The sequence below is a fragment of the Acinetobacter sp. ANC 3903 genome (assembly GCF_002135315.1).
In the GTDB taxonomy this organism is placed as follows: Bacteria; Pseudomonadota; Gammaproteobacteria; order Pseudomonadales; family Moraxellaceae; genus Acinetobacter.
In genome coordinates, this window is record NZ_NEGA01000026.1 from 1 (window position 1) to 24,653 (window position 24,653).

Annotated in this window: 27 protein-coding genes and 1 rRNA gene; 14 read left to right on the plus strand and 14 right to left on the minus strand. The window is 41.5% G+C overall.

Annotated features, from left to right (window positions below; genetic code table 11):
• Nucleotides 1–22: 22 nt before the first annotated feature.
• The 4 genes from B9T29_RS16365 to B9T29_RS15745 all read right to left on the minus strand — a co-directional run bounded on the left by B9T29_RS16365 (nt 23) and on the right by B9T29_RS15745 (nt 3,550).
• Entirely contained in the window at nt 23–169 is a 147-nt protein-coding gene (locus B9T29_RS16365; protein ID WP_171264064.1) for a hypothetical protein, read from the minus strand.
• Between the two features lie 463 nt (nt 170–632).
• On the minus strand, nt 633–2,087 hold the full coding sequence (locus B9T29_RS15735) for an NAD(P)(+) transhydrogenase (Re/Si-specific) subunit beta (protein ID WP_086176826.1): 1,455 nt from the start codon (nt 2,085–2,087) through the stop codon (nt 633–635).
• A 3-nt stretch (nt 2,088–2,090) separates the two neighbouring features.
• Nucleotides 2,091–2,411 (minus strand): proton-translocating transhydrogenase family protein, encoded by a 321-nt coding sequence (locus tag B9T29_RS15740; RefSeq protein ID WP_086176827.1) that lies wholly within the window; start codon nt 2,409–2,411, stop codon nt 2,091–2,093.
• 11 nt (nt 2,412–2,422) lie between these two features.
• Nucleotides 2,423–3,550, minus strand: coding sequence for a Re/Si-specific NAD(P)(+) transhydrogenase subunit alpha (locus B9T29_RS15745; RefSeq protein ID WP_086176828.1), 1,128 nt, complete (start codon nt 3,548–3,550; stop codon nt 2,423–2,425).
• 970 nt (nt 3,551–4,520) lie between these two features.
• Here B9T29_RS15745 and B9T29_RS15755 point away from each other — a divergent pair.
• A complete protein-coding gene (locus B9T29_RS15755) occupies nt 4,521–5,447 on the plus strand; it encodes a DMT family transporter (RefSeq protein WP_086176829.1) in 927 nt (308 codons plus the stop codon).
• A gap of 111 nt (nt 5,448–5,558) precedes the next feature.
• Here the strand turns inward: B9T29_RS15755 and B9T29_RS16370 are convergent, their stop codons facing one another.
• Nucleotides 5,559–5,699: a hypothetical protein gene (locus B9T29_RS16370; protein WP_171264075.1), complete on the minus strand. Its 141-nt coding sequence runs from the start codon at nt 5,697–5,699 to the stop codon at nt 5,559–5,561.
• Nucleotides 5,700–5,968: 269 nt separating this feature from the next.
• Here B9T29_RS16370 and B9T29_RS15760 point away from each other — a divergent pair, with 269 nt between their 5' ends.
• Nucleotides 5,969–7,162, plus strand: coding sequence for an MFS transporter (locus B9T29_RS15760; RefSeq protein ID WP_086176830.1), 1,194 nt, complete (start codon nt 5,969–5,971; stop codon nt 7,160–7,162).
• 54 nt (nt 7,163–7,216) lie between these two features.
• Here B9T29_RS15760 and B9T29_RS15765 read toward each other — a convergent pair whose 3' ends face one another.
• The gene (locus B9T29_RS15765) at nt 7,217–7,861 is read right to left on the minus strand and encodes a HEPN domain-containing protein (RefSeq protein ID WP_086176831.1); all 645 of its coding nucleotides are present in this window, start codon (nt 7,859–7,861) and stop codon (nt 7,217–7,219) included.
• 212 nt (nt 7,862–8,073) lie between these two features.
• On the opposite strand from B9T29_RS15765, the gene dusA reads away from it, so the two are divergent.
• Complete coding sequence (dusA, locus tag B9T29_RS15770; RefSeq protein WP_086176832.1) at nt 8,074–9,093, plus strand: tRNA dihydrouridine(20/20a) synthase DusA; 1,020 nt, start codon at nt 8,074–8,076, stop codon at nt 9,091–9,093.
• Nucleotides 9,094–9,296: 203 nt separating this feature from the next.
• On the opposite strand, the gene B9T29_RS15775 is transcribed toward dusA, so the two are convergent.
• Both B9T29_RS15775 and coaBC read right to left on the minus strand, forming a co-directional pair.
• Nucleotides 9,297–9,677, minus strand: coding sequence for a cytochrome b562 (locus B9T29_RS15775; protein WP_086176833.1), 381 nt, complete (start codon nt 9,675–9,677; stop codon nt 9,297–9,299).
• A gap of 156 nt (nt 9,678–9,833) precedes the next feature.
• The gene (gene coaBC / locus B9T29_RS15780; RefSeq protein ID WP_086176834.1) at nt 9,834–11,099 is read right to left on the minus strand and encodes a bifunctional phosphopantothenoylcysteine decarboxylase/phosphopantothenate--cysteine ligase CoaBC; all 1,266 of its coding nucleotides are present in this window, start codon (nt 11,097–11,099) and stop codon (nt 9,834–9,836) included.
• 113 nt (nt 11,100–11,212) lie between these two features.
• On the opposite strand from coaBC, the gene radC reads away from it, so the two are divergent.
• Nucleotides 11,213–11,896 (plus strand): RadC family protein, encoded by a 684-nt coding sequence (gene radC, locus B9T29_RS15785; protein WP_086176835.1) that lies wholly within the window; start codon nt 11,213–11,215, stop codon nt 11,894–11,896.
• 82 nt (nt 11,897–11,978) lie between these two features.
• Nucleotides 11,979–12,890 carry a bestrophin family protein gene (locus B9T29_RS15790; RefSeq protein WP_086176836.1) on the plus strand — a complete coding sequence of 304 codons (912 nt, stop codon included), beginning with the start codon at nt 11,979–11,981 and terminating at the stop codon, nt 12,888–12,890.
• A 98-nt stretch (nt 12,891–12,988) separates the two neighbouring features.
• Here B9T29_RS15790 and B9T29_RS15795 read toward each other — a convergent pair whose 3' ends face one another.
• Nucleotides 12,989–13,840 carry a PHP domain-containing protein gene (locus tag B9T29_RS15795; RefSeq protein ID WP_086176837.1) on the minus strand — a complete coding sequence of 284 codons (852 nt, stop codon included), beginning with the start codon at nt 13,838–13,840 and terminating at the stop codon, nt 12,989–12,991.
• A 45-nt stretch (nt 13,841–13,885) separates the two neighbouring features.
• Here B9T29_RS15795 and B9T29_RS15800 point away from each other — a divergent pair, with 45 nt between their 5' ends.
• Genes B9T29_RS15800 through mnmC form a run of 4 tightly spaced genes read left to right on the plus strand, consistent with a single transcriptional unit; the run spans nt 13,886 to nt 17,315 of the window.
• Nucleotides 13,886–14,500 (plus strand): septation protein IspZ, encoded by a 615-nt coding sequence (locus B9T29_RS15800; RefSeq protein WP_086176838.1) that lies wholly within the window; start codon nt 13,886–13,888, stop codon nt 14,498–14,500.
• Between the two features lie 26 nt (nt 14,501–14,526).
• A complete protein-coding gene (locus B9T29_RS15805; protein WP_086176839.1) occupies nt 14,527–14,829 on the plus strand; it encodes a YciI family protein in 303 nt (100 codons plus the stop codon).
• 4 nt (nt 14,830–14,833) lie between these two features.
• Nucleotides 14,834–15,355, plus strand: coding sequence for a hypothetical protein (locus B9T29_RS15810; RefSeq protein ID WP_086176840.1), 522 nt, complete (start codon nt 14,834–14,836; stop codon nt 15,353–15,355).
• A gap of 58 nt (nt 15,356–15,413) precedes the next feature.
• Nucleotides 15,414–17,315 carry an FAD-dependent 5-carboxymethylaminomethyl-2-thiouridine(34) oxidoreductase MnmC gene (mnmC, locus tag B9T29_RS15815; protein ID WP_086176841.1) on the plus strand — a complete coding sequence of 634 codons (1,902 nt, stop codon included), beginning with the start codon at nt 15,414–15,416 and terminating at the stop codon, nt 17,313–17,315.
• Between the two features lie 118 nt (nt 17,316–17,433).
• Here the strand turns inward: mnmC and B9T29_RS15820 are convergent, their stop codons facing one another.
• Complete coding sequence (locus B9T29_RS15820) at nt 17,434–17,748, minus strand: rhodanese-like domain-containing protein (protein ID WP_086176842.1); 315 nt, start codon at nt 17,746–17,748, stop codon at nt 17,434–17,436.
• Between the two features lie 91 nt (nt 17,749–17,839).
• Here B9T29_RS15820 and B9T29_RS15825 point away from each other — a divergent pair, with 91 nt between their 5' ends.
• Both B9T29_RS15825 and B9T29_RS15830 read left to right on the plus strand, forming a co-directional pair.
• Entirely contained in the window at nt 17,840–18,328 is a 489-nt protein-coding gene (locus B9T29_RS15825; RefSeq protein WP_086176843.1) for a YajQ family cyclic di-GMP-binding protein, read from the plus strand.
• 31 nt (nt 18,329–18,359) lie between these two features.
• The gene (locus tag B9T29_RS15830) at nt 18,360–18,860 is read left to right on the plus strand and encodes a DUF4442 domain-containing protein (RefSeq protein ID WP_086176844.1); all 501 of its coding nucleotides are present in this window, start codon (nt 18,360–18,362) and stop codon (nt 18,858–18,860) included.
• Nucleotides 18,861–18,958: 98 nt separating this feature from the next.
• On the opposite strand, the gene B9T29_RS15835 is transcribed toward B9T29_RS15830, so the two are convergent.
• The 3 genes from B9T29_RS15835 to B9T29_RS15845 are packed head-to-tail and all read right to left on the minus strand — an operon-like array spanning nt 18,959 to nt 20,720.
• Entirely contained in the window at nt 18,959–19,330 is a 372-nt protein-coding gene (locus B9T29_RS15835; RefSeq protein WP_416202496.1) for an acyl-CoA thioesterase, read from the minus strand.
• Nucleotides 19,331–19,385: 55 nt separating this feature from the next.
• A complete protein-coding gene (gene trxC / locus B9T29_RS15840; RefSeq protein WP_086176846.1) occupies nt 19,386–19,823 on the minus strand; it encodes a thioredoxin TrxC in 438 nt (145 codons plus the stop codon).
• The gene (locus B9T29_RS15845; protein WP_086176847.1) at nt 19,824–20,720 is read right to left on the minus strand and encodes an alpha/beta hydrolase; all 897 of its coding nucleotides are present in this window, start codon (nt 20,718–20,720) and stop codon (nt 19,824–19,826) included.
• Between the two features lie 124 nt (nt 20,721–20,844).
• Between B9T29_RS15845 and B9T29_RS15850 the strand changes: the two genes are divergently transcribed.
• The 3 genes from B9T29_RS15850 to B9T29_RS15860 all read left to right on the plus strand — a co-directional run bounded on the left by B9T29_RS15850 (nt 20,845) and on the right by B9T29_RS15860 (nt 24,368).
• Nucleotides 20,845–21,180, plus strand: coding sequence for a TIGR01244 family sulfur transferase (locus tag B9T29_RS15850; protein ID WP_086176848.1), 336 nt, complete (start codon nt 20,845–20,847; stop codon nt 21,178–21,180).
• Between the two features lie 542 nt (nt 21,181–21,722).
• Nucleotides 21,723–22,913 (plus strand): hypothetical protein, encoded by a 1,191-nt coding sequence (locus tag B9T29_RS15855; protein WP_086176849.1) that lies wholly within the window; start codon nt 21,723–21,725, stop codon nt 22,911–22,913.
• Between the two features lie 81 nt (nt 22,914–22,994).
• Nucleotides 22,995–24,368, plus strand: coding sequence for a dihydrolipoyl dehydrogenase (locus B9T29_RS15860; RefSeq protein ID WP_086176850.1), 1,374 nt, complete (start codon nt 22,995–22,997; stop codon nt 24,366–24,368).
• Between the two features lie 138 nt (nt 24,369–24,506).
• On the opposite strand, the gene rrf is transcribed toward B9T29_RS15860, so the two are convergent.
• Nucleotides 24,507–24,621, minus strand: a 5S ribosomal RNA gene (rrf, locus tag B9T29_RS15865).
• Nucleotides 24,622–24,653 lie beyond the last annotated feature (32 nt).

Sequence of the window (24,653 nt, forward strand, 5' to 3'; positions counted from 1 at the left end):
TACCTTTTCGTAGGCAATCTCTCTACTTTTGAAAGGTCAAAATGAGGATCTCAAAATATATTTTGAGTCCGCAAGAAAAACCTTTTGTTTCCCATACACGACTTCCTGAGCCAGTTTTAAGCACTGCTTTAAAATGCAGCGCAAGGGATGGGAAACGTGTGGCATCCATGCCACACTCATGAATCCAATACCTACTAAAAATCTATTTTCAATTTTGGCTTTACGAACAATTTTTAGTTTCTAAAATGATTTATGAAAGAAGTCTATTTTTTATCTTTAAATATTGCTGTGATCTTACAGCTTAACCAATTTTTATTTTCACAATAGCTACCCCGTCACCCCATTTAAAATAAATATTAAAAATAAATATTAAAAATAAATAGTTAATGGCTATTTTATGAGGCATTTTTACTAATTATTTCTATACGATTGCACCAAATAGATAGAAGCTTTCATTGTTATGACGATATGTCTCATGATCCTCCTACTGTTTAGCAAATGAAAAATCACACATTCTAAAAAACAAAAAACCACCCGAAGGTGGTTTTTTTAATCTCCCTGGCTTCCTTTCTTGCGCTTCAATTTAAAGCAGTGCTTTAAATCTTGCTCAGGGGGATTTAGGGGGGATTGTATTAGTGACCGCCGCCATTAATGGCTTTAGTCATGTCTTCTACAACTTTCTTGGCATCACCGAAGATCATCATGGTTTTTTCGTTATAGAACAAGTCATTGTCCAGACCCGCATAACCTGTTGCCATAGAACGCTTGATCACCATGATGGTACGCGCCTTATGCGCTTCCAGAATTGGCATGCCATAAATTGGTGAAGTTGGATCATCTTTAGCTGCCGGGTTCACTACGTCGTTTGCACCAATCACCAGTACCACGTCAGTTGCCGGGAAGTCGGAGTTGATCTCGTCCATTTCCAGAATGTCTTCATAAGCCACATCTGCTTCAGCAAGCAATACGTTCATGTGACCTGGCATACGGCCTGCAACCGGGTGAATCGCAAAGCGTACTTTTACGCCTTGTTCTTTCAAGATTTCACACAATTCTTTTACCGCATTTTGTGCACGGCCTTGCGCCATACCATAACCCGGTACAATCACGACGCTGTCTGCATTAGACATCAGGAAGCCTGCATCATCTGCCGAACCAGAACGATGGTTACGCTGAACTTTTTCACCATTGTCTGATGCTGCAACTGCAGTACCGCCCATGGCACCACCAAACAATACGTTAATGATTGAACGGTTCATGGCTTTACACATGATGTAAGACAGAATCGCACCTGAAGAACCAACCAATGAACCCGCAACAATCAACATATTGTTTTCTAAAGTGAAACCAATACCTGCTGCTGCCCAGCCAGAGAATGAGTTCAACAGTGACACCACCACTGGCATATCACCGCCACCGACCGGTGCAATCCATACCCAGCCAAATGCAAGTGCAAATGCTGTCATTGCCCAGAACGAAGTCATGTCGCCTGTTAAGAAGAAGTTGATACCACAACCGAGCATTGCCAGGAAGATAATCGCCTGTACCGGTTTTACCCATGCACCCGAAATGGTTTTTGCCCATTTCTTCGCAGCCAGTTTACCGTAAGCAAATACAGAGGCTGTAAATGTGATTGCACCCACGAAACAACCTACGAACAATTCAAATAAATGAACGCTGCTCATATGTGCATGCTGTACGCCAGCTGCTGTTAATGCCGCTTCATTTTGTGCAAATAGCGCAGTTAACTGGTTGTTATGCAGAATCGCAGCAATGGCAATCAGTACCGCAGCCAAACCCACCAGTGAATGCATTAATGCAACAGTTTCTGGCATTTGAGTCATCGGAACAGTACGTGCACGGGCAATACCGACAATTGCACCCAGCACCATCGCACCGCCAATCATCCAGACCACAGGATGATCTGCAACGAAGAAGGTAGTGATCACGGCAATTGCCATTGCAACCATACCGTAACGGTTACCTTGAATTGCTGTTTTAGGACCAGACAAACCACGCAAAGTTAAGATAAATAGAACGGCACCAACCAGGTAGAACCAATCCGCATATTCTCGAATGAATTCCATGTCTTAGCCCTCTTTTTTCTTTTGCTTTGGCTTGAACATTTCAAGCATACGTGCAGTCACGGCGAAGCCACCAAAAATATTGATACTTGCCAGAAATACTGCTACTGCACCCAAAATACTGACCACGTTTACGCTTTGGAATTGCACATTGGCTTCAACCAAACCCGGAATGCCAACAGTCTGTAACATCGCACCCACCACAATAATAGATGACAAGGCATTGGTTACAGCCATCAATGGCGTATGTAATGCAGGGGTAACGCCCCAAACCACGTAGTAACCTACGAAGATGGCAAGGACGAAAATTGTAATCGTTTCAACCATGACCTCTCTCCTTAACCACGCTTCAGCAGTACTTGACCGCCATGAGTTACTAGAAGGGCTTTTTGAATTTCTTCTTCCAGATTGATGGCAAAGTTTTTCTCTGCATCAAACAGTGTCTCGAGGAAATTAAAGACGTTACGCGCATACAATGCCGAAGCTTCAGTCGCAACGGTTGCCGGGATATTCGGAATACCTAAAATGGTCACGCCATTATCAGTCACGACATTTTCGCCACATTTTGAGCCTTCCACGTTACCGCCAGATTCAACTGCCATATCCAAAATGATTGAACCTGGTTTCATTTTGGCAACCGTTTCAGCACGAATTAAACGCGGTGCATCACGGCCTGGTAAAAGTGCAGTGGTGATCACGATGTCAGCATTAGAAACGGCTTTATCGACAATCGCTGCCTGGTCTTTGATGTATTGCTCACCTGGCATCCATCCATAACCGTTTTTAGCAGCATCAGCAGCTTTCTGTTTTTCTTCGTCAGACATCGGCACGTCTAACCATTTACCGCCAAGCGATTCTACCTGGTCACGTGCAGTTGGACGTAAATCGGTTGCTTCAACTACAGCACCCAAGCGCTTAGCAGTTGCAATTGCCTGTAAACCTGCAACACCGACACCCATAATCACCACACGGGCCGGTTTAACCGTACCGGCTGCAGTCATCAACATTGGGAACATGCGCTGGTATTCTGCCGCAGCCAAAAGTACCGATTTATAACCGGCCAAGTTGGCTTGAGAAGACAACACGTCCATGTTTTGCGCACGGGAAAGCGTACGAGGCAAAAGCTCTAATGCAAATGCAGAAACCTGCTGTGATGCAAACTGATCAAGTTCAGTGTTGCGATATGGGTCAAACATCGCAATAACTGCGGTATTTGGAGCAAGCTTTTGAATTTCGTCCCCTTTAGGCGCACGAACTTTCAAAATAATCTGACTGCCGGTATAGGCATCATCCGTAATTTTGGCGCCGACCTGTTCATATGCACTGTCAATATAAGCGGCTTTTACACCCGCTCTACGTTCAATGACCACTGTATGACCAGCACTGATCAACTTCTTTACTGTTTCTGGCGTTGCAGCCACACGACTTTCACCGACAACAGTTTCAGTTGGGATTCCGATCTGCATGAGCGTTCCTCAAGCTAATTTTTCTTAAGTAAACATTGCGGTGAGCAATGTTTCCCCCTAGATGCATTTTTGTTGAATTTTTGGATTCTAATTGAACTTTTTTAAATTACCACCCAATATTTATTTAATAAATACCCATATTTTGAACTGATGATTCATAAAAATAATAGTTTCATATAGGATTCGTCGGTTTTACTTTCATTTTAGCTCATCTTCATGACTTTAAATGCCAGCCTGAAAAAGTCATTAATCTTTGTCTTGACCTTTCCGTTCATCATTTCCAGCCGGCTTGTCCCACAAAATTGATCTTTCTGACATTCTTCCTTCAATCAGAATTTAAATAAGTACCCAGAAAGTTGCTTGATTTACTTATCGACTGATTAAATTTAAATAATTTTCTCCCCCTCTATTAGCCAGGATGACATCTTGAATGGGCTTGTTCCCTTAAAAAATAAGCGATTGCCTATCTTGTTTTGCCTAAATCAAGTCTGGATCGGCATATTAGAAAAAATGCTGATTTTCCTTATTTTTATGTTTTTTTGTTATTTAATGCTTATTCGCCCTAAGTCTAAGGCAATTAAAAAAATAAATTAAAAAAAATTTTACAGCCATTTCGCTAGATGATGTTTTACGCTGGATTTGTTTCAATTCAACATGTTTTGCACAAATTTAGTGCAAAAATTTATTTTTTATACTCATCTTCTTGTTTTTACTAATTTTAAAAGAATAGGCATAGCGAGATAAGGTGTCTAAATAAACGCGTTTGAATAAAATTTATACAAAAAAACTCACTTTCCAGAGAAGCCAAGCCAGCTGTCCGTAACCTCTAGAAAATAGCTCTAAGCATCAATCATTCCAAATTGGAATTATAATTCGCATCTTTTTGCATTTAACCTCGGGGCTTAAAAACTTTATAATTCAACTTTGTCCCGATCTTCTTCAGATCAGAAGCCCTAATCAAGCAGGTAAAATGAAACCGACTCTAAACCAAATACAATTAGGTTCATTATTTGCGATTGGTGCTGCGTTCCTGTTTAGTACCAAAGCCATTTTTATTAAGCAAACTTATGCATTGTCACCCTTGGTCGATGGCACGGTACTGATGGCTTTGCGCATGGCCAGCGCCTTACCGTTTTTTTTGCTGCTGTGCTGGTTCAACCGTCATCATAATAAAGAGCTGGCAGCGAAAGACTGGGGGCTATTGATTGTTGCAGGGCTGATTGGTTACTACTTTTCAAGCTGGCTGGATTTTGTTGGTCTGATGTATATCAGTGCATCACTGGAACGGATTATTTTATTTCTCTATCCTACCCTGACGGTTTTAGCTTCCAGTGTCATTTATAAGCAGAAACTTAGCCTGAAAAGCATGCTGGCCATCGCCTTAAGTTACGGCGGTACGGTCATTGTAATGTTGCAGGAACAAAGCAACGTCGCGCATGAAGGCCATTTCTGGCTTGGGGTCAGTCTGGTCTTTGCCAGTGCGGTATGTTTTGCCGGGTACTTATTGCTTACCCCAAGACTGATTCAACGTTTTGGTTCATGGAATTTTACCGGTTTGGCACTGAGTATTGCCTGTATAGGCACCTTAACCCATTACATGATTGCCACGCCGCAGCCTTTGCTGTTACTAACCCAACTCCCCGTCAGTGTAATTTGGTACGGCATTGCCTTAGGCCTTCTGGTAACGGTTTTACCGACGGTACTGATGGCACAGAGTATTGCCCGGCTGGGTGCTGCACAGTCTGCCATGATTGCTTCGATTGGCCCGATTCTGACTATTATCTTGGCTACCCTTTTTCTAGGTGAGCATTTAAATGCCATTCAATGGCTGGGCTGCGTGCTCAATATTATTGGGGTGATGATGATTACCCTGTCGAAAAAGAAATTTTCGCATTAATAAATAGCTGTTATAAATCAAAAAATATTCAATATTTGTTTTTTTAAAGTCTGCACTGCCTCATTTGATGGTTTGAATTTTTATATCTTCGCGTAGGCAATCTCTCTACTTTTAAGAGGTCAAAATGAGGATCTCAAAATATATTTTGAGTCCGCAAGAAAAATCTTTTATTTCCCCTACACAACATCCTGAGCCAGTTTTAAGCACTGCTTTAAAATGCAGCGCAAGGGATGGGAAACGTGTGGCATCCATGCCACACTCTTGAACCCAACACCTACTAAAATCTAGTTTTCATTTTGGCTTTACTAATGACTTACGAAAGAAGTCTAATTTTTTCTGATTCTAATTCAAACTTGCCCTCAAAATTAGGCAAGCCATTGAATCAAAGGCCATCAAACTCAGTGCATTGATAACCTTTTAACGATCTCCACGCCTTCAACTCAATGCTCCTGCTATACTTCGCCCGATGCATCTAGAAATGAATACAAGCTTTGCCTGCCTGAAATAAAACAAGGACTGTTATGAAGACTTCTTTCGACATCAGCCAAGATAAATCTTTGCTTTGGCTGATGGCCATGGCCTGTGGTCTATGTGCGGGAGCCAACTATTACTGCCAGCCTTTAATCCATTCCATTCAGCAAGATTTTCATGTAGCTGAATCGCAAGTGGCCTTAACCGTTACTTTTGCCCAGGTATCTTATGCCCTTGGACTGCTGTTCATTGTGCCGGTCGGTGACATTGTCAATAAAACCAAATTCATTCCCCTGTTGATGTTTCTGGCTGCACTGGGTTTATTGCTCTGTGCTTTTGCCGTTAACCTGCCAATGCTTTGGTTGGGAACCATTATTGCAGGCTTGTTTTCTGTTGCTGCACAGGTCCTGATTCCCTTGGCCACCATGGCAGTCAAACCGGAAAAAACCGGTGAAGTGGTTGGATTTCTAATGAGCGGGCTGTTAGTCGGTCTGCTGCTCTCTACCAGTCTGGCTGGCTTGCTCTCGAATTTATTTCACTGGAAACTCATTTATGTGGTCAGTGCCCTGTTAATGCTGCTCTTGGCTTTCCTGCTTAAAAGCAGGCTTCCCCATATTCCGACCTTAAACATGAGTTATGCCAAAATTTTTAAATCTATGGCAGTTTTACTAAAACAGGAACCGCGCTTAGGATTACGCTCCTTGATTGGCACTTTTATTTTTGCAGCCATGAGTATCCTGTTTTCCACCATTGCCGTTTTACTCAGTTCCGAGCCGTTTCATTTATCCGATGTACTGGTCGGTGTAGTGACTTTAATTGGCGTGTTTGGGGCATTATCGACCACTAAAATTGGCAAGATTGCCGATCGCGGCCATACCTTGGCACTGACATGGATCGGCCTGTCACTGCTGATGATCAGCTGGCTATTTTTCTATATTGGCGGACAGGCTTTATGGGGCTATGTTGTGGGTTACGGCATTATCAGCCTGGGTTTGACCGTGGTGCATACCAGCAATCAAAGTATTATTTTCCGCTTGCATCCAGAAGCAAAATCCCGAATTAATTCCATCTACATGACCGCTTATTTTATTGGTGGAGCTTGTGGTTCGGCACTTGGCGTTTATTCATGGCATCATGGAGGATGGAACATGACCTGTATGGCAGGATTGAGCCTGGTGTTCTGCGCGGCCTTTTTTGCATTTCTGGATATGCGCTATCACGCTCGCAAAGCTGCTCTTTCATAAAAAGCTGCTCTTGAAACAGCCTTTTATCTTGAGGCTTATTGCAAATCATTAGTCTTAGGATACTTGCACCACAGGATAAAACGGTTTGCCCAAATCCAGCGTTTTGGCATTTTCCAGAAGTATAAGCATGAACATAGGTAACAATGCCGCCAAAATATTACAGGCATCCTGCAATTGCCGGCGATTGACCGAGCTATTATAGGTGACACCGCCATGAACCATCTGATTACGCAAGGTATAAAGACGATTAAAAACCACAAATAAAATATCTACCGAAGCTTTTTCCTGTAAGGCTTTATGGACTTTCTTCTTTTCCTGTTCAAAATCTTCTTTCCAGCTGTGCTGGCTGATTTTTTGATTTTGATAATCCCAGAAGCCCTGATACACATAGGGATTTTCTAAAAGCAGGCGGATGGGATGGCTAAATTTATCCCAAAGAATATGATAGATTTTATGTTCCTGATCTTTCTGGCAGATTAAATACAAGAACTGTCGCAAGGCCTGTTTATCTTGATTCAGCGCGGCATCCTGCGCATAAATGGCATTGAATGAAATCCACAGACTCATGAATTTAAGATCAAGGTCGCTATCTAATTCTAGCGATTTTTTCAGCCAGCTTAAGCCACGATGAATTCTTAAATTAAAATAATCTGAATGCTCGGCCTTTTTACTTTTAAAGATTTCTTCCAAAAGCATCATTTTAAATTCTCATACTTTATTATTCTTCTAATTAAACATACTCATTTTTATAATATTTACAATATAAAGAATTGGTTACACAGTCATTTTTTACTGAATAATCAATCTACTAAAACCTCACTTATTTTTTAGTTTCCGATCCTGTGTTGTTGCTTTGAGCAGAAAGCACGTATAATCCGCGCTCCGGTTTTTCATCATTTCAGGTTTACGCCATGACTGCTCTCCAATCTTTACAGCCTCGCATTTCGGTCGCGCCGATGATGGATTGGACCACTCGTGACTATCGTTTTTTTGCCCGCCTGTTTAACCCAAATGTCATTCTATATACCGAAATGGTCACTACCGGTGCCATTCTCTTTGGCGGTGCAGAACGCCATTTGGACTATAACCACGAAGAACACCCGATTGTGTTACAGCTTGGGGGTTCCAATGCTAAAGACTTGGCCACCTGTAGCAAAATGGCACAAGACTGGGGCTATGATGAAGTCAACCTGAATGTGGGCTGCCCAAGTGACCGGGTGCAAAATAACAAAATTGGCGCATGCTTAATGGCAGAACCCGACCTGGTTGCTGAATGTATTGCTGAAATGCGCAATGCGGTCGATATTCCTGTGACGGTCAAACACCGGATTGGTATTGATGACATGCAGTCTTATGAAGAAATGCTGCATTTTGTCGATACCGTAGCTAAAACCGGTTGTGACAATTTTATCGTGCATGCGCGTATTGCCTTGTTACAGGGTTTATCGCCTAAAGAAAACCGCGATGTTCCGCCTTTGCGTTATGAAGATGTCTACCGTTTAAAACAGGAACGCCCGAACCTGCTGATTGAAATTAACGGTGGAGTAAAGACCTTGGCTGAAACGCAAGAGCACTTAAAACATGTCGATGGCGTGATGATTGGCCGCGAGGCTTATCACAACCCGTATCTGTTGGCAGAACTTGGGCAACTGTGGAATTTAGCAGCGCCTGACCGCTTTGATATTATGGCGCAAATGATGCCCTATATTGCCAAACGGATGGAAGAAGGTGCCCCACTTTCCATTATTACCCGTCATATTTTAGGGTTGTTCCAGAACTTGCCGGGTGCGCGTAAATGGCGCCAGGCCTTAAGTGGTGGCAATGCCAAAACTTTAAAAGATGTGGAAACGGCATTAATCAATATTCAGGAAGCGATGCAGCGTACTGAAGAATATTTGAAAGAAAATCAGGGTGATCTGGCTTCAAATTGATTGCCAACGTCCTTATGAGCAACAATGCCAGTCTATTCAAAAATAGGCTGGCATTTTTTTGAATCTTGATTTTTAGCTTTTTTATATCGCTAGCAGAAGCCAGTCTTGCACAGTTTTATATAACAAGCCCTGAAAAAGAAGCAATAACTGGCTTATTCCAGATTTTCAGTATTGATCAGCTTGAATGGTGAATATGGATAAAATCATTGACGATTATAAATCGCATGGCCCTGATCTTTCACCGCAGCAATTTTTTTGCCTTCCAGTTTAGCTTGATCCAATTTACCAGCCTGCACCAATGTTCTGGTTTTATCAATCTCTGCCACTAATTGATCAAACAAAGCATCTGAGCTTGGTGCTTTCGCATCATTGGTTTTTAAGTCCACTTTTTTAGAGTCTAAGGCTGCAGTTTTCATATTATCCAGCGCTTGCAGTGCATCTTGCTGATTTTTGGCCTTATTAAAAGCTTTAAAGTTTTTAGCGAGGGTTTGCATATTATGTTCAAGAGCACCGTGTGCAAAACTCAGGCTGCTGGACGATAAAGCAATGGAAAATATTACTGCGGATAAAGTTTTTTTGATCATGGTGATGATGTCCTGTGAAAGATCCATTTAAAAACTGTGGTTATTATTGCGGTTTAAATTGTTCTGAACATTTGTGTTTTAAGCATTAAACATAGTGTAAATCCTATAAAAAATGCAACGGATTCGTTGCATTTTAATGAATAACTTCAGCTTTTTTTAAACCGGCTCTATTTCATGTTGCAAGGCATCATGAATCGCTTCCACCAGCTGCTGGGCAATTTCCTGTTTTGAGGCTTTTTCCAGATCGCGCTTCTGCATTTGATACTGCTCGGCAAAGAACACAATCATGGCATTTTCATCAGAAGCAAAACCGATGTCTGGCCGTGATACATCATTGCAGGCAATCATATCCAGTTTTTTCGCCACCAGTTTTCCTGCTGCATATTCTTCAACATTGCGGGTTTCTGCAGCAAATCCAACCATAAAGGGACGCTTTTGTTGCTGGGCAATGGTCGCGACAATATCCGGGTTTTTAATTAAAGCCACATTCAGCTCATCACCGGCTTTCTTGATTTTATGCTCGGCCACTTCTGCTACGCGATAATCTGCCACCGCAGCCGTTGCAATAAAGATATCGCAACCTTCATCCAGCATCTGCATACTGGTTTCCAGCATTTTTACCGCAGATGACACATTGATACGGCGCACACCATTCGGCGTGTCTAAACTTACCGGGCCTGCAATCAGGGTTACTTTGGCACCGGCTGCATAGCAGGCAGCGGCTAAGGCAAAACCCATCTTTCCGGTACTGTGGTTTGAAATATAACGAACCGGATCAATCGCTTCACGGGTGGGACCTGCGGTAATCACCACATGTTTACCCGCCAGCATGCCAAATTTTTCAGCAATCGCACGCTGTGCCTTGTGGAAATATTCAGTCACTTGTCGTGCTAAATCTTCCGGTGCAGGCATACGTCCTAAACCAATATCGCCACAGGCCTGTGAACCAGCATCCGGCATAATCACATGCACGCCATCTTCCACCAAGGTATTCAAATTGCGCTGCGTCGCTTTGGCTGCCCACATTTGCTGATTCATCGCAGGTGCTACCCAAACCGGCGACTTGGTCGCCAGATATAGGGTACTTAACAGATCATCGGCCAAACCGTTAGCAAATTTCGCCAGAGTGTCACAACTTGCTGGCGCAACCAGCAATAAATCGGCCCAGCGAGCCAATTCAATATGCCCCATACCTGCTTCAGCTTCCGGATTAAGCAATTCAGTATGCACCGGATTTCCCGACAGGGCCTGAAAGGTCAGCGGAGTGACAAATGCTTGCGCACCGTGGGTCATGACTACCCTGATATTAAAGCCCGCATCTTTTAAACGACGGACCAAAATGGCACTTTTATATGCCGCAATACCACCAGTTACCGCTAAAACAATGTTTTTATTTGGAATCACACTCAAATCGAAGCTCACGAACAGGCTACCTTTCTGTTGCAGTGGCGCTCACAATAGCATTAAATAAAGTCATACCCAAGTCAGCGACTCGGGGGAATCCCCCTCACTAATAATAAAAAAGTCTAAAAACAATGAATTTATCGATCAAACACTGGCCTGAACAGGAACGTCCACGCGAAAGGCTGATTCAACAAGGCGCAGCTAGCCTGTCAGATGCAGAACTGCTGGCCATCTTTTTACGCTCCGGCTCTAGGCAATATTCTGCCGTAGAACTTTCACGCATGTTATTGCAGCATTTTGGCGGGCTTAATCCTATTTTTGATGCCGATCTTCAGGATTTAAGCCAGTTCCATGGCATCGGTGCCAGCAAATATGCCCAACTGATTGCGGTTAAGGAATTGGGACGGCGCTATATTTCAGCACATTTACAGCAGGAGAAAATTGAACTGAATAATTCAAAAACCTTGCTGGATTTTTTGAAATTTGAATTGCTGGGTGAAAAGCAGGAAGTTTTTGCCGTACTTTGCCTAGATCCGCATTTAAGAAAAATAAGCTTTAAAAAAATGTTCTATGGCTCACTTAATTCGTGTGAAATTTCTACAAATCAATTACTTCGTCATGCCATCAATCAACATGCCTGTAGCATCGTGATTGCGCATAATCATCCTTTGGGTATGCCACAGCCGTCCAATGCCGATATTGAACTTACCCAGCGTATTTTAACGGCCTGTCAATTATTGGAAATCAAGCTGATAGATCATTGTATTGTATCGCCGGAAGGAACTTGCTCATTGGCTGAACTGGGGCTGATTTAAACTGCATAAATAATTGTAACAAATATTGACAACAGCCCGGCTAACATTGAAGATCAACAAAAATTTTGCTGATACTAATAACATGATTGTTCGTGATCAACCTAGCATATTCAAGCTGCTCTTTTCCTGGCGTGGAACCATTCTGCCCAAGGTTTTGCCGCCTTTAGGTGTGGTTATGCTGATCTCCGCAGTGATTGGTGGACTGTCTTATATTGGTTATTTTCATTTTCCGGAACTTCCCTTGGTGGGCTTCACCTTAATTGGGGTGGTGCTGTCCATTTTTCTCGGTTTTAAAAATACCGCCTGTTATGACCGCTGGTGGGAAGCACGTAAACTCTGGGGCATGCTGATTGCCAATGCCCGGCATTTTGACCGTGACTGCCGCATGTTCAGTCAAGGACGCCGTGAACGGATCATCCAGCATGTCATTGTGTTTGCCAATGTATTGCGTGATCGTTTACGTCATCAAACAGCCAATCCGCTGGCTTTGGTGGAAACCAGTGGCATGAGTCCACAGGCTTTAACCCAGCTTTACCAACAGGCCAATGCACCACAATACACCTTGAGCTTGATTCAATGGGAGCTCATGCAGGCCCTTAAAGAGGGTGAAATTTCCGATATTATTTATACCCAAATGAACCAGCATGTGACTGAATTAAGTCTGGTTCAAACCGGTTGTGACCGTATTGCCACCACGCCTTTGCCTTTTGCCTACTCGGTGCTGCTGAACCGTACCGTGTATTTCTTCTGTTTCATGTTGCCTTTCAGCTTAGGGGCGACCTTGGGCTTGGCCACACCTTTAATGGTGGGGATTTTGGCTTATACTTTTTTAGGTCTGGACGCTTTAAGTTCTGAAATTGAAGAACCCTTTGGCACCCAAAGCAATGACTTGCCACTCGATGCAATGGTACGCACCATCGAGATTGAATTATTGAGCACCTTAGGTAAGCCGACCCCACCACCTATTCAGGCACAAGATAATAATTTGCTTTAATTTATTACCTCTCTCTTGCGAACTCAAAATATATTTTGAGGATTCTCATCTCCTACAAGGCGAGGGAACTCCTTCTCCCTCTGGTATGAGGGAAATAACTAAACAAAACCCTCCCAAATCCCTACCTGTCCTTCTTTAACGCGCGGAATATTGCCCAGCTTGATCCACGGCATATTGTCCCCATGAAAATCACTGCCCACAGATACCTTTAGGCCGAACTGTTCAATCATACGGTCGACCATTTGACGGGTTGAAGCCGGCTCAATCGCGGGTGGAAGCTCTATGGCATCACCACCAAACTCGGCAAAAATTTCAATCAAATAACGAATATTGGTGGCGGATAGATCATAACGGGTAGGATGAGCCAGCACGGCGAAACCTTGACTCTCATGAATCACCTGAATGGTTTCTTCTAAACCCAAGCCATCAAATTTCACATAGGCTTTTTTGCCTTCTTTAATATATTTATCGAAGGCCTGTTGTGGACGGCTCACATAACCTTTTTCTACCAAAGTTTTGGCAATATGCGTTCGGGTAATCCGGTCTGCAACACCCTCCACTTTGGCAATCACATCGGCATAAATATCTTCACCAATCAACGGAATCAGCAAATCGCAGATCTGTCTGGCGCGAATCGCCCGAATCTGTTTTTGTTGTTCCAGTAAGGCCAGCAAAGGTTGCGGATTTTGCATATTCAGCGCAACCACATGTACAGCATAGTTTTTCTTGGTTGCCGGACGTGACCATTGGCTGGAAATTTCCACACCGGAAATAATCTTTAGCGGTAAATCTAATGCAACTTTTTCAGCTAATTTTAAGCCATCCATGCTATCGTGGTCCGTCAGCGCAAGGGTATGAATGCCTTTTTCTATGGCTGCATGCACAAGTTGTTCTGGAGACAAAGTTCCATCAGAAATATTACTATGTGTATGTAAATCTACGCCTTGCATAACTTATACTATGTCATTTATTTGATCAGATTTAGATACTCTAACATGAAAGCACTTTTAGACTTTGTGCCACTCATTATTTTCTTTTATTTATATAAAACTGTTGATCCAAAGGATACCGAGCATCCGCTATTACATTTGATCGGTTCCGCGGGAGGTATTGATAATAACAACATTTTGGTGGCTACCGCGGGTCTGATCCTCTCAATGCTGGTGGTGTATGGCATTCTATTTATCAGCCAGAAATTCCGTTTAGAAAAACAGCAATGGATTGTGCTGTTTATGACGGTCATTTTTGGTGGTATCACCTTAATGCTGAGTGATGATTTTTATATCCGTTTAAAAGCCGCACTGTTGAATCTGGTCTTTGCCGGTGCTTTCCTGCTTTCGCCTTATTTTACCAAAGATAAAAATCCGCTGATTCAGCGTTTATTTGGCCCCATTTTCAATTTAACGGCTAAAGGCTGGAAAAATTTAAACTTCGCATGGGCTGGAATGTTTGCATTCATGTCGTTCTTGCATGTTTTCTTCGCATTTATATTTGCCCATGGAAAATATTGGGGCGAATTTACCGCATTTGGTGACATGATTGTGATGTTTTCCTTTATCATTATTCAGTTTATTGTCTTGCGCAAACATTTTAAGTCGCCTGAAGCCTAATTCAGGTCAACTGATCGAGAAAGAATATGCCTTTATTCGTGGTAACTTGTACTGATAACGAAGGTACAGTCGAAAAACGTCTAGCTACACGTCCACAACATTTGGAACGTCTGCAAAAATTAAATGATGAGGGTCGTTTAATTGTGGCAGGTGCGATGCCTAAAGATCCAGGCAATCCACAAGCAGGTTTTTATGGCAGCACGATTATTGTTAACTTTGAGACTCGAGAAGCACTGGATGCATGGCTACAAGATGAGCCTTTCTTAAAAGAAGGCGTATATGGTCATATTGATGTGAAACCTTTTAATAAAGCTTTCCCTCAAGGATAAAATCATGCGTGTTGTAGTTTCAAGCTTATTGGGTTTCTCTTTAATCTGTTCAACAGCTTGGGCGGTAGAACCCGCTACTGCTCCGACACCTGCTGTAGCCCCTGCTGCTCAAGCAACGACTGCAACACCATCTGCACAGACTCAAAAGCCACAAACTTTAGCTGCAAATAAACCGGGTACTGTTCCTGCTGCCAATCTGGATGTCAATGGTTTACCTTTGGAGACCAAACCCCTAACCGCAGAGCAACTTGCAAAAAATAAAGCAGTGCAAGATGCCAAAGTAAAAGCGCTGGTTAAAGATCAGGCCACGCGTTTACAGCAACTGGAAAAAGCCAATTTAGATGCCTTGTCACAGAACCAGGAACTGCAATTGAAAAATGACAGTTTGGGTGTTCAAGTCCAAGTGTTGCAAAGCGAACGTAGCGCACAAATGTTTTTATACGGTGCAGCGACGATTGCGGTAGGTGTATTGCTGGGCTTCCTGATAGCAAGTTATGTGTACACCAAACGTCGTCGTCAGTGGTAATGGCTGTATTTACTGCTTCATTTAATTTTTAATGATTGATTTAAAGGTAATTTAGGTTTTGTCTAGCCGCATTCAAACTGCCGATCTGGATTGGCAACAGGTTGATGGAATTGATGTTCCCGTTTCCAAACATTTTGGAGACGTTTATTTCTCTAAAGATAATGGCTTGCTTGAAACACGGCATGTGTTTCTAAATGGCAATGATTTATCTACCCGTCTGGCAAAGCTGAACGACTTCGAATATTTCTGTGTCGGTGAAACCGGTTTTGGTACCGGGTTAAATATTCTGGCCTTATGGCAGCTTTGGCAACAGGTTCGCCCAGACAATCATAGCCATCTACATGCCATTTCTGTGGAAAAATTCCCCCTAAGCAAAGATGACCTGATACGTGCCCTCAATGCATGGCCGGAACTCAAGCCCTTGGCTGAACAGTTGATTGCACAATACCCCATGCCTATTGCAGGTTGTCATCGCCTCAGTTTTTCTGAAGAACGTTTTAGTCTGGATCTATGGCTGGGAGATGCACATGATGTCTTTCCAGTCATGGAAAAAACGGCAGCAGTCAACGCATGGTTTTTAGATGGCTTTGCCCCATCTTGCAACCCGGATATATGGGAAGAAAACGTTCTCAACAATATTGTGCGTTTATCTGAAGTCGGAACCACATTCGCTTCATTCAGCGTGGCCGGCGTACTGAAACGCGGCCTGAAAAATCACGGTATTTCCATTGCACGTCCGCGCGGTTTCAAGCATAAGCGTGAAATGCTCAAAGCCATCTGGAATGCGCCCGAAGATGATCTGAATACTTCAGCAAATTCAGCTTTAACTCAAAAAAAAACCAAACTAACCGCGACGATTTTTAAACAGCGTCAGATTGCGATTATTGGTGCAGGAATCGCAGGTTTAAGCTGTGCCTGGGCATTTGCACAACGTGGCCATTACGTCACCATTTATGACCAGACAGCGCCTCTTTCCGGCGGCTCTGGCAATCCACTGGCATTGCTGAATCCCAAACTGTGTTCGATTGAACAAAGTGCCGATCATCTCATGACTCTGGCCTGGCAGCATGCCTTAAATCATTATGCAACCTTTAAAGCTTTCCGCCCGATTCAGGTGAGCCAATTGGCGCTGAAAAATGCTGATGAATTGCTTGGTCTTGCACAACAATATCCGGAAGGTATTCTTCAGGCAGAATCCGCCATAAACTGTAGTCTAAAGACTGAATTGCCCAGTCTCAATTTATTGCAGGCCGGTGCTGTTTCGCCGCATCAATTCGCTGAGCAAATTCTTAAACATCCTTTAATCCAATATCAGCAGGCAGAAGTCACCGAGATCAAACAAGCGAAGTTGGTGAATCTATTCGATGCTACACAGCAACTATTGGGTGAGTTTGATCATGCGATCGTCTGTGCTGCACGACAAAGCCAAAATTTCTTTGAGCATTTCCCTGTACTAAAGCCGATTCGGGGTCAGGTCAGTTGGGTCAACAATTCTGCACAGCCCTTAGATCATACGCAGGCCTATAGCTATGGTGGCTATTGCATGCAGCTAGATGCAAATCATCTTATTTTAGGGGCGTCTTTTTATCCCAACCGTGATGATGATGAAGTGCTACTAGAAGATCATGTGCATAACCAAGAACTTATCCACAGTGTCTTTCCTGAATATGGCAAAACTTTAGCACCCGTGGACAGCTGGCAAGGTCGTGCTTCAGTACGTGCACAAACTCAGGATTACTTTCCTGTCGTAGGTCAGGTGAAAGATGATCAGCAGATCTATACATTGACGGGTCTGGGTTCGAAAGGATTTTTATTTGCGCCACTGTGCAGTGAAGTTTTGGCCGCTCAGGTGTTGGGCGAAGCTTGCCCAATTTCATCGACTTTACTGAAAAAACTCAGTGCCAGACGCTTTGAAAAGAAAGTGAAAGCGAAGAAGCCTTATTTTAAGCCTAATCTTTAATTCTTTCTTGGTCTTTAAAAAGATAGAAATTATCTCTCCTACTGGGAGAAGATTAAGAAGAGGAAACTTTCTATTTGCCAATAAAAAAGCGCCTTTCGGCGCTTTTTTCACAAGATGATTATGCACCTTGTTCTAGTGGCATTCCTGCATCACGAGCAGCGCGAGTACCGCCCATCAGAATGACATATTCACGTGAGCTATCCAGACCCTCTAACTTCTCAGCTGCACGTGGAGCTTTACTACCACCACCACATAAAATGTAAATAGGCTGATCCGACTCCACCTGAGTTAAGCTGTTTGCGCTCAAGCCATCAATGGGCTGATTTACAGCACCTTTAACATGACCTTCAGCAAAGGCTTTTGTATCACGAACATCCCAGATAACTGCATTTTCTGGGAACTCAAATGTTGTAATTTCTTGTTTACGGATCATTGTGCACTCCTTTGATGTAAACAACACTTGGCAAATGAAGAAAACATCCCTAGCATCTCAGATATTCTTTCCCTTTGTAAAGGTCTAAACCATGCCTTCTTTCGATATTGTATCTGAATTAGAAATTTTTGAAGTAAATCATGCTGTTCAAAACACGCAAAAAGAAATTGCAACCCGTTTTGACTTCCGCGGACAAGATGTTTCTATTGAACTCAATGAAAAAAACAAAGAAATCAAAATCAGTACTGAAAGCGATTTCCAATGTGAACAAGTCTATAGCATGCTGGAAAATCACTTCTTTAAACGTAAAGTCGATATTCAGGCGCTTGATCCACAGAAAATGACCGCTTCTGGCAAAAATGTGATTCAGGTGGTCAAACTTAAAGATGGCCTTGACTCTGATACTGCAAAAAAAATTAATAAAGCCATTAAAGAAAGCGGCATTAAAGTGCAATCTTCAATTCAAGGCGACAAAATTCGTGTAACTGATAAAAAGCGCGATACTTTGCAACAAGTGATGGCATTTTTAAAAGAACAGCAATTTGGTGTGCCTTTGCAGTTTAACAACTTTAAAGACTAATGCTGTAATGCAATAACAGCCGAGAAACTTCATGACACCGACCAACCGCTTATCTAAACTGGTAAAAGTAACCTCTAAATTACCTCAGGGCATCCGCAGTAGACTGTGGAGTAAAGTATTTGGTCGGGTCGTGCCGATGGTCGGTAGTGCGCAGATTCGCTATTTCGAAGTAAGCCACGCCAAAGTGGTGGTCAAGATTGAAAACCATCGTGCCATGCAAAATCATATTGGTCAGGTGCATGCCTGTGCCATGGCACTAATTGCTGAAACCGCTACCGGTTTTGTCACTGGAATGAATGTTCCTGACTCCTGTATGGTTCTGATCAAAAGTTTCAAAGTTGATTTTAAACGTCCAACCAAAGGTGCCATGGTTGCAACTGCCACATTAACGGATGAGCAGCAAAAACTGATGCAAAGTACTGAAAAAGGCGAAACGCTGGTAACAGTCCATGTGACAGATGAATCAGGTGAACAACCGATTCAGTGTGAAATGCTTTGGGCTTGGGTATCCAAGTCACATTTAAAGAACTAATTTAATCTTAAAAATTTACAACCATATCAATGTATTTCTAAATACCAGACCATTAAGATGATAAAAAGCCCAATCATGATTGGGCTTTTTATTTCGAATTATTTTACGGGTTGTGATGCCAGATATTTTTGTTTGACCTCATCCGGAATTTGACGCTTCGCACCTTTTACATCTACTGCAACAAAGGTAAATACGCCTTCGGTTACGCGAATAGGTTCACGTGAATCATCATGGCTATCCCAAACCTCAATCTGCATTTGAATAGAAGTATTACCCACTTTTAAAATCTTGGTATAACAACTAATCACATCACCGACTTTGACTGGAACCAGAAAAGTCATCTGATTAATCGAAATGGTTGCACAGCGTCCTTTACTAAAACGTTCTGCGTGAATTGCACCTGCCAAATCCATTTGTGAAACAATCCATCCACCAAAGACATCACCACTCCAGTTGGTATCTGCTGGCATCGCAATTGTTTGAAGGGAAAGCGTTCCTTCCGGTTTTACATGAGTATCTGACACGTTAACTCCCAGTATTGGCATTTAAATGTTGATCTAGCCACTGTTGTAGCTCTGTAGATCGTAGCGCACCACTTATTCTACCAATTTCATTGGTTTTATTCATCAAAACTAAAGTGGGAATACTGCGCACACCAAAAGCACCACTGAGCTGAGGTGATTCCTCGGTATTGATTTTTGCAAAAATCACTTTAGGGTTCTGTTTGGCGACCTGTTCAAAATGGGGAGCCATCATCTTGCAGGGACCGCACCATTCTGCCCATAAATCGATGAGTACAGGTAATTCACTGTGGGTGACAAAGTTACTAAAATTGTGCTCATTCAACTCAATGGGAGCAAGGGGAAGAAGCACTTGGTGACACTGACCACAGTTTGGATTGGCTTCTAGTTTATCTTCAGGTACTCGATTTCTAGCACCACACGCAGGACATACAATAATCATTTAGCTCACTCCAATATGTTGATGTAAAAATTCTAATTGGGTTGATATGGCTTTTTCAAACCACTGACCATGATAGATATCAAAATGCTGCATATCCCATTCATGGTATTGTACATAAGGTGCAATATTGGTCGCTGTCTCACGGCTCGATTCAATCGGAATCAGACTATCTAGTTTGGAAGCAATAAATAAAACAGGCACACTAATTTTACGGACATCCTGAATAGGACGATAACGGATCAGATTGAAAAAAACACGTGCTGGAATCTCTCCACTCCAGAAATAATCCGGGTTGACTATAGATAAATATCCCTCATAACTGTCTGCTGTAGGCATAAAGCATAAGCCTTTTCTGTCCACAACAGGTAATGTTTTTGGGGACATTCCCACTTTCGCGCCCATATAGTCCTGACTTGATATTTTTAATGCTTTCGGGAGTTGTTGTAAAGGATAAAGCTTGGCGCTTTCTGTACCATCAACAAACGGCACTTGCACCATAACAGCCTGGACATTTTTCAATTCTGCCGCCAGATTTAAAGCATAGCCTCCGCTTAAGGAGGTTCCCCAAAGCACAATGCGTCGCGGGTCAATCGATTTCCGCTCTAATACATGTGCAATCATGGTTCGCCAATCTTCTAATTGTGATTGAATCGATACCAGTTCACGTGGACGACCGGTGCTCCCGCCCCAATAACGATAATCAAACAGTACTACGGCATAACCTGCTTGGGCAAAACGCTTGGCATATTGCACCAGTTTAAATTGACGTAAAGCAGCCAAACCATGTGCCATAATAACGACAGCAGGTTTATGTTCAGTTTTGGGACGGTAAAAATCCGCAGCAATAACCTCTTGCCCACTATTTACATACAGTGGTTCAACTGTATAGGAATGCATACGCGCTCCATTGCGTTATTTTATGATTGTAATCGCTTATAAAAATTTCAACAGATCAAGCTCAAGTTTCAGCTTAATGCTATCATAAAGCATATATCTATTGAGCAAATTATGGAGTGACAAAATGAGTGAAAATGTTGGCTTTGCAGGTCAAATTTCTCCGGAGCACGTAGCACAAGTTGTTGAAAAAGGTTTTAAATCGATTATCAACAATCGCCCAGATATGGAAGGTGGTCCAGAACAACCAACAAGTGCACAAATTGAAGAAGCTGCACGCAATGCAGGCTTAGATTACGTTTTCCAACCCGTGGTAGCGGGTCAAATTACTGAAGTCGATGTACGTACTTTTGCTAATCACTACAATGAACTTCCAAAACCTGTATTGATGTTCTGCCGTACCGGAAACCGCTCAAATAATCTATTCCAACTGGCAAAACAAATGGATTTATTGGATGATTAAGCACGTTGTTAATCGTGCTTTTTTAATTTCATTTTGACCTCTAACACGAAATTTTTTATATAAAATATTTATTTAGCATATTTTTTAATATTTTATGTAAGTGTTAGCGGTCAAATAATAATAGAAAAAATTCTAGATCAGGAACAAGAAAATCCCTCTTATTTTGTTAGAGCTCAGCATGATTTACTTAATAATTGCATGTAATTAAAGTTTCTAACACAGATATGATTGAATTTATAAAATATTATAATGAGATCTCATAACCTTTTTAATAATATACTGAAGTGACACTAACGATCTTCCTCCATTATTTTAAAAATTAGGATTGCTCAATGAATAAAATGATTCTTTTACTTCTTATTTCATGTGTCATTGTCGGATGCAGCTCAATGAATGTTCGACCTACAGTTGGGGTGAGTGTAGGAACTTCTCTATAACTCGACTCGTAAAAATCAATGGTGCTCTTTGCGCCATTTTTTATATGTGATAATCTCTAAAAATTATAAATTTAGTTTTTTCATATAATTATTTTCGGGGTAAAAATGAAATTCATTAAAACAACTTTAACAATAGCTTTGTCAGGCCTATTAGTTGCTTGTGGTGGTGGCGGAAGTGAGGGTTATTATTCGAACAACTCTAACACTGTAGAAAATAATTCAGGCGGTACTCCCTCAACAGATATAGAAGCAACTCAAGCGCAGCTCGATATCTTAAAACGTGAAGGACAATTTTTATTTGGTAATTATGACCCCAATGATGCTACTACTGCAAAAGGTTATATAGACCATGCATTAGACACTTTTGCGCAAGGCCCTATTCAACTTAACTTAGATATTCGTAAAATTGATTTAACTACCTTTAAAGCAACAAACTATCGTGATAAATGTTTCCCTTTAAGCAAAACAGATTATCGAGCCTGCTATGTATTTGTTGGGGAAGACATTAAAAAAATTCTTTCTGGTTATTCTGAATGGGATTTTGATATTACTGCTGAAGATTTAAAAAATATTAAACTTCAAAATGACCAAATAACCCCTAATTTAGAAGCATATCAATCAAATACACGAATTTATGTATTTGAAAATGAAAATGGTGATAAAAATTTTAATGATGTAACGATAACGGGTGCCTTTGCTTATCCATTCCAACAATCTTGGGGTATTCAACAAACTCTGCAAAAACGTTTTGTACTTATTAATAGTGCCACCAGTGACTATAAAATTACCACTACAGCTACTGTAAAAGATCCAGAAACTGGGAATGATGTAGAACGTGAAATTACAACAGGTGCTATCAGCATTTATCAAGACCTTACATCTAGAGATGGTAGTCTTTATAACATTCAAGCTGGTTCGGGATTTAATGTACTGATTAATGACAACCCGAACATTCCATTTGCGGAGCCAATTTCATTTATTCTAAACTCCGTACCAGGGACATCTGCATCAGCAAGCTTTAGAATCAAAGCATCTGGTGAACAGGAACTATTTTTACCAAGTATTACAACTATTGATGGCACTCGTGTAGAAAATGAATCACCTGATCAAAATAATCAGACCTTTACGGGCAATGTTTCATTAAGTGGCAATAATATTTTTAAATTTAAGCAGCAATTAAGTGGAACTTTAAATTTTAAACATGTAATTAATGGGATTACGTTTAAAGGCACATCAATAAATAATAATGGTACAGTGAATACCAGTTTAAGTCTCCCAACTGGTGTAACATTTTAAATGTAAATAATTGCAATAAAACCCTCTTTTTAGAGGGTTTTTTTATATATTTAATTTAAGCTATTTTTAGAATTTAACCTTATGTACGACATTATTATTATCGGTGCTGGCACTGCCGGAATCACTGCTTATCAAGAAGCCATTAAATACACTCAAAATATTCTTATTGTTAATGATGGTTCGTGGGATACCACCTGCGCCCGTGTCGGTTGCATGCCTAGTAAAGTTCTTATCTCCGCTGCAAATCGTATGCATGATATCCAAAATGCCAACTTGGTCGGGCTGAATGTTAAAGCTGAAATTAATACATCTCAAGTAATGCAACATGTACGAATGCTTAGAGATCATTTTACAAATGCGATACTCAAAGATGTAAATAGCTGGGCAACTGAACATAAAATATCGGGACAAACTCAATTCGTTAATCAAAATACGATAATAGTAAACGGTCAGGAATATCAGTCTAAAAGTTTTATCGTAGCTGTAGGCTCTACCCCAAGCGTCGATTCCCAGTGGAAAGAACAACTCGGTGATCGACTCATCACATCCGATCAAATTTTTGAATTAGAAAAATTACCCCAGTCTTTGGCAGTCATCGGTAGTGGAGTGATCGCTATTGAATTAGCACAAGCCATGCAAAGATTAGGTGTAAAAATAACCGTTTTTGCACGCAGTCGTAAAGTTGGAGCATTAAGCAGCCCAGCTCTGCAAAACTTAGCCCAAGATGAAATTAGTAAAAATTTGAATATTAAATTCGAAACATTACCGACTACAGTACAGCGTGCTACTCAGGGAGTTATTATTAAATTTGAGGAAAATAATCAAACTCAACAACTTAATGTGGAATATCTCTTGGTTGCAACAGGTCGTAAAAGTTATTTAGATACATTGCTATTAAATAATATCGATCACGCATATACCGATCTTAAAAAACTTCCAGTTAACAGTAAAACCAAACAGCTAGGAGATTATCCTATTTTCATTGCAGGTGATGCCCATACCAACACCCCTATTCAACATGAAGCAGCACATGAAGGTCGTCAGGCTGTACACAACTGTTTAAACTATCCTGCAATCAAAAACTTAAAAACTCTCACACCTTTAGCTATCGTGTTTAGTGCACCAGAAATGGCAACCGTAGGACAAAGTTTCAAACAACTGAGCGATGCAAAAATTGAATTTGTCACCGGCATGGTTTCATATGAAAAGCAGGGTCGTGCTTTAGTGCTAGCTAAAAATAGTGGTGCTATTGAAGTGTATGTCGATCAATCTTCACGTAAGCTTTTAGGGGCAGAATTTTTTGTAGAAGCTGCAGAACATATGGCTCATATATTGGCATGGATGATTTCAGAAAATTTAACTGTAGATGAAATTATCGAGAAACCTTTCTACCACCCAACTTTAGAAGAAGGTTTAAGAACGGCACTAAAGCATGCTAGAAGACAATTAAAGTAAATAATAAGGAAGTTGCTTCACACTCCCCCTAATCAGTAGGGGCTTTTTTATTACTTTGGTGATATTTTTCTAGTTTTATCTTTCTGATGTGCACAAAAAAACACCCCCTGATTTGATCAGGGGGTGTTTAGAATAATGAGCTGGCGATGACTTACTCTCACATGGGTAATCCCACACTACCATCAGCGCTAAGAGGTTTCACTTCTGAGTTCGGGAAGGGATCAGGTGGTTCACTCTTGCTATTGTCGCCAGCACAACTGTTTATGGACTTGTTCGGGTCTTATT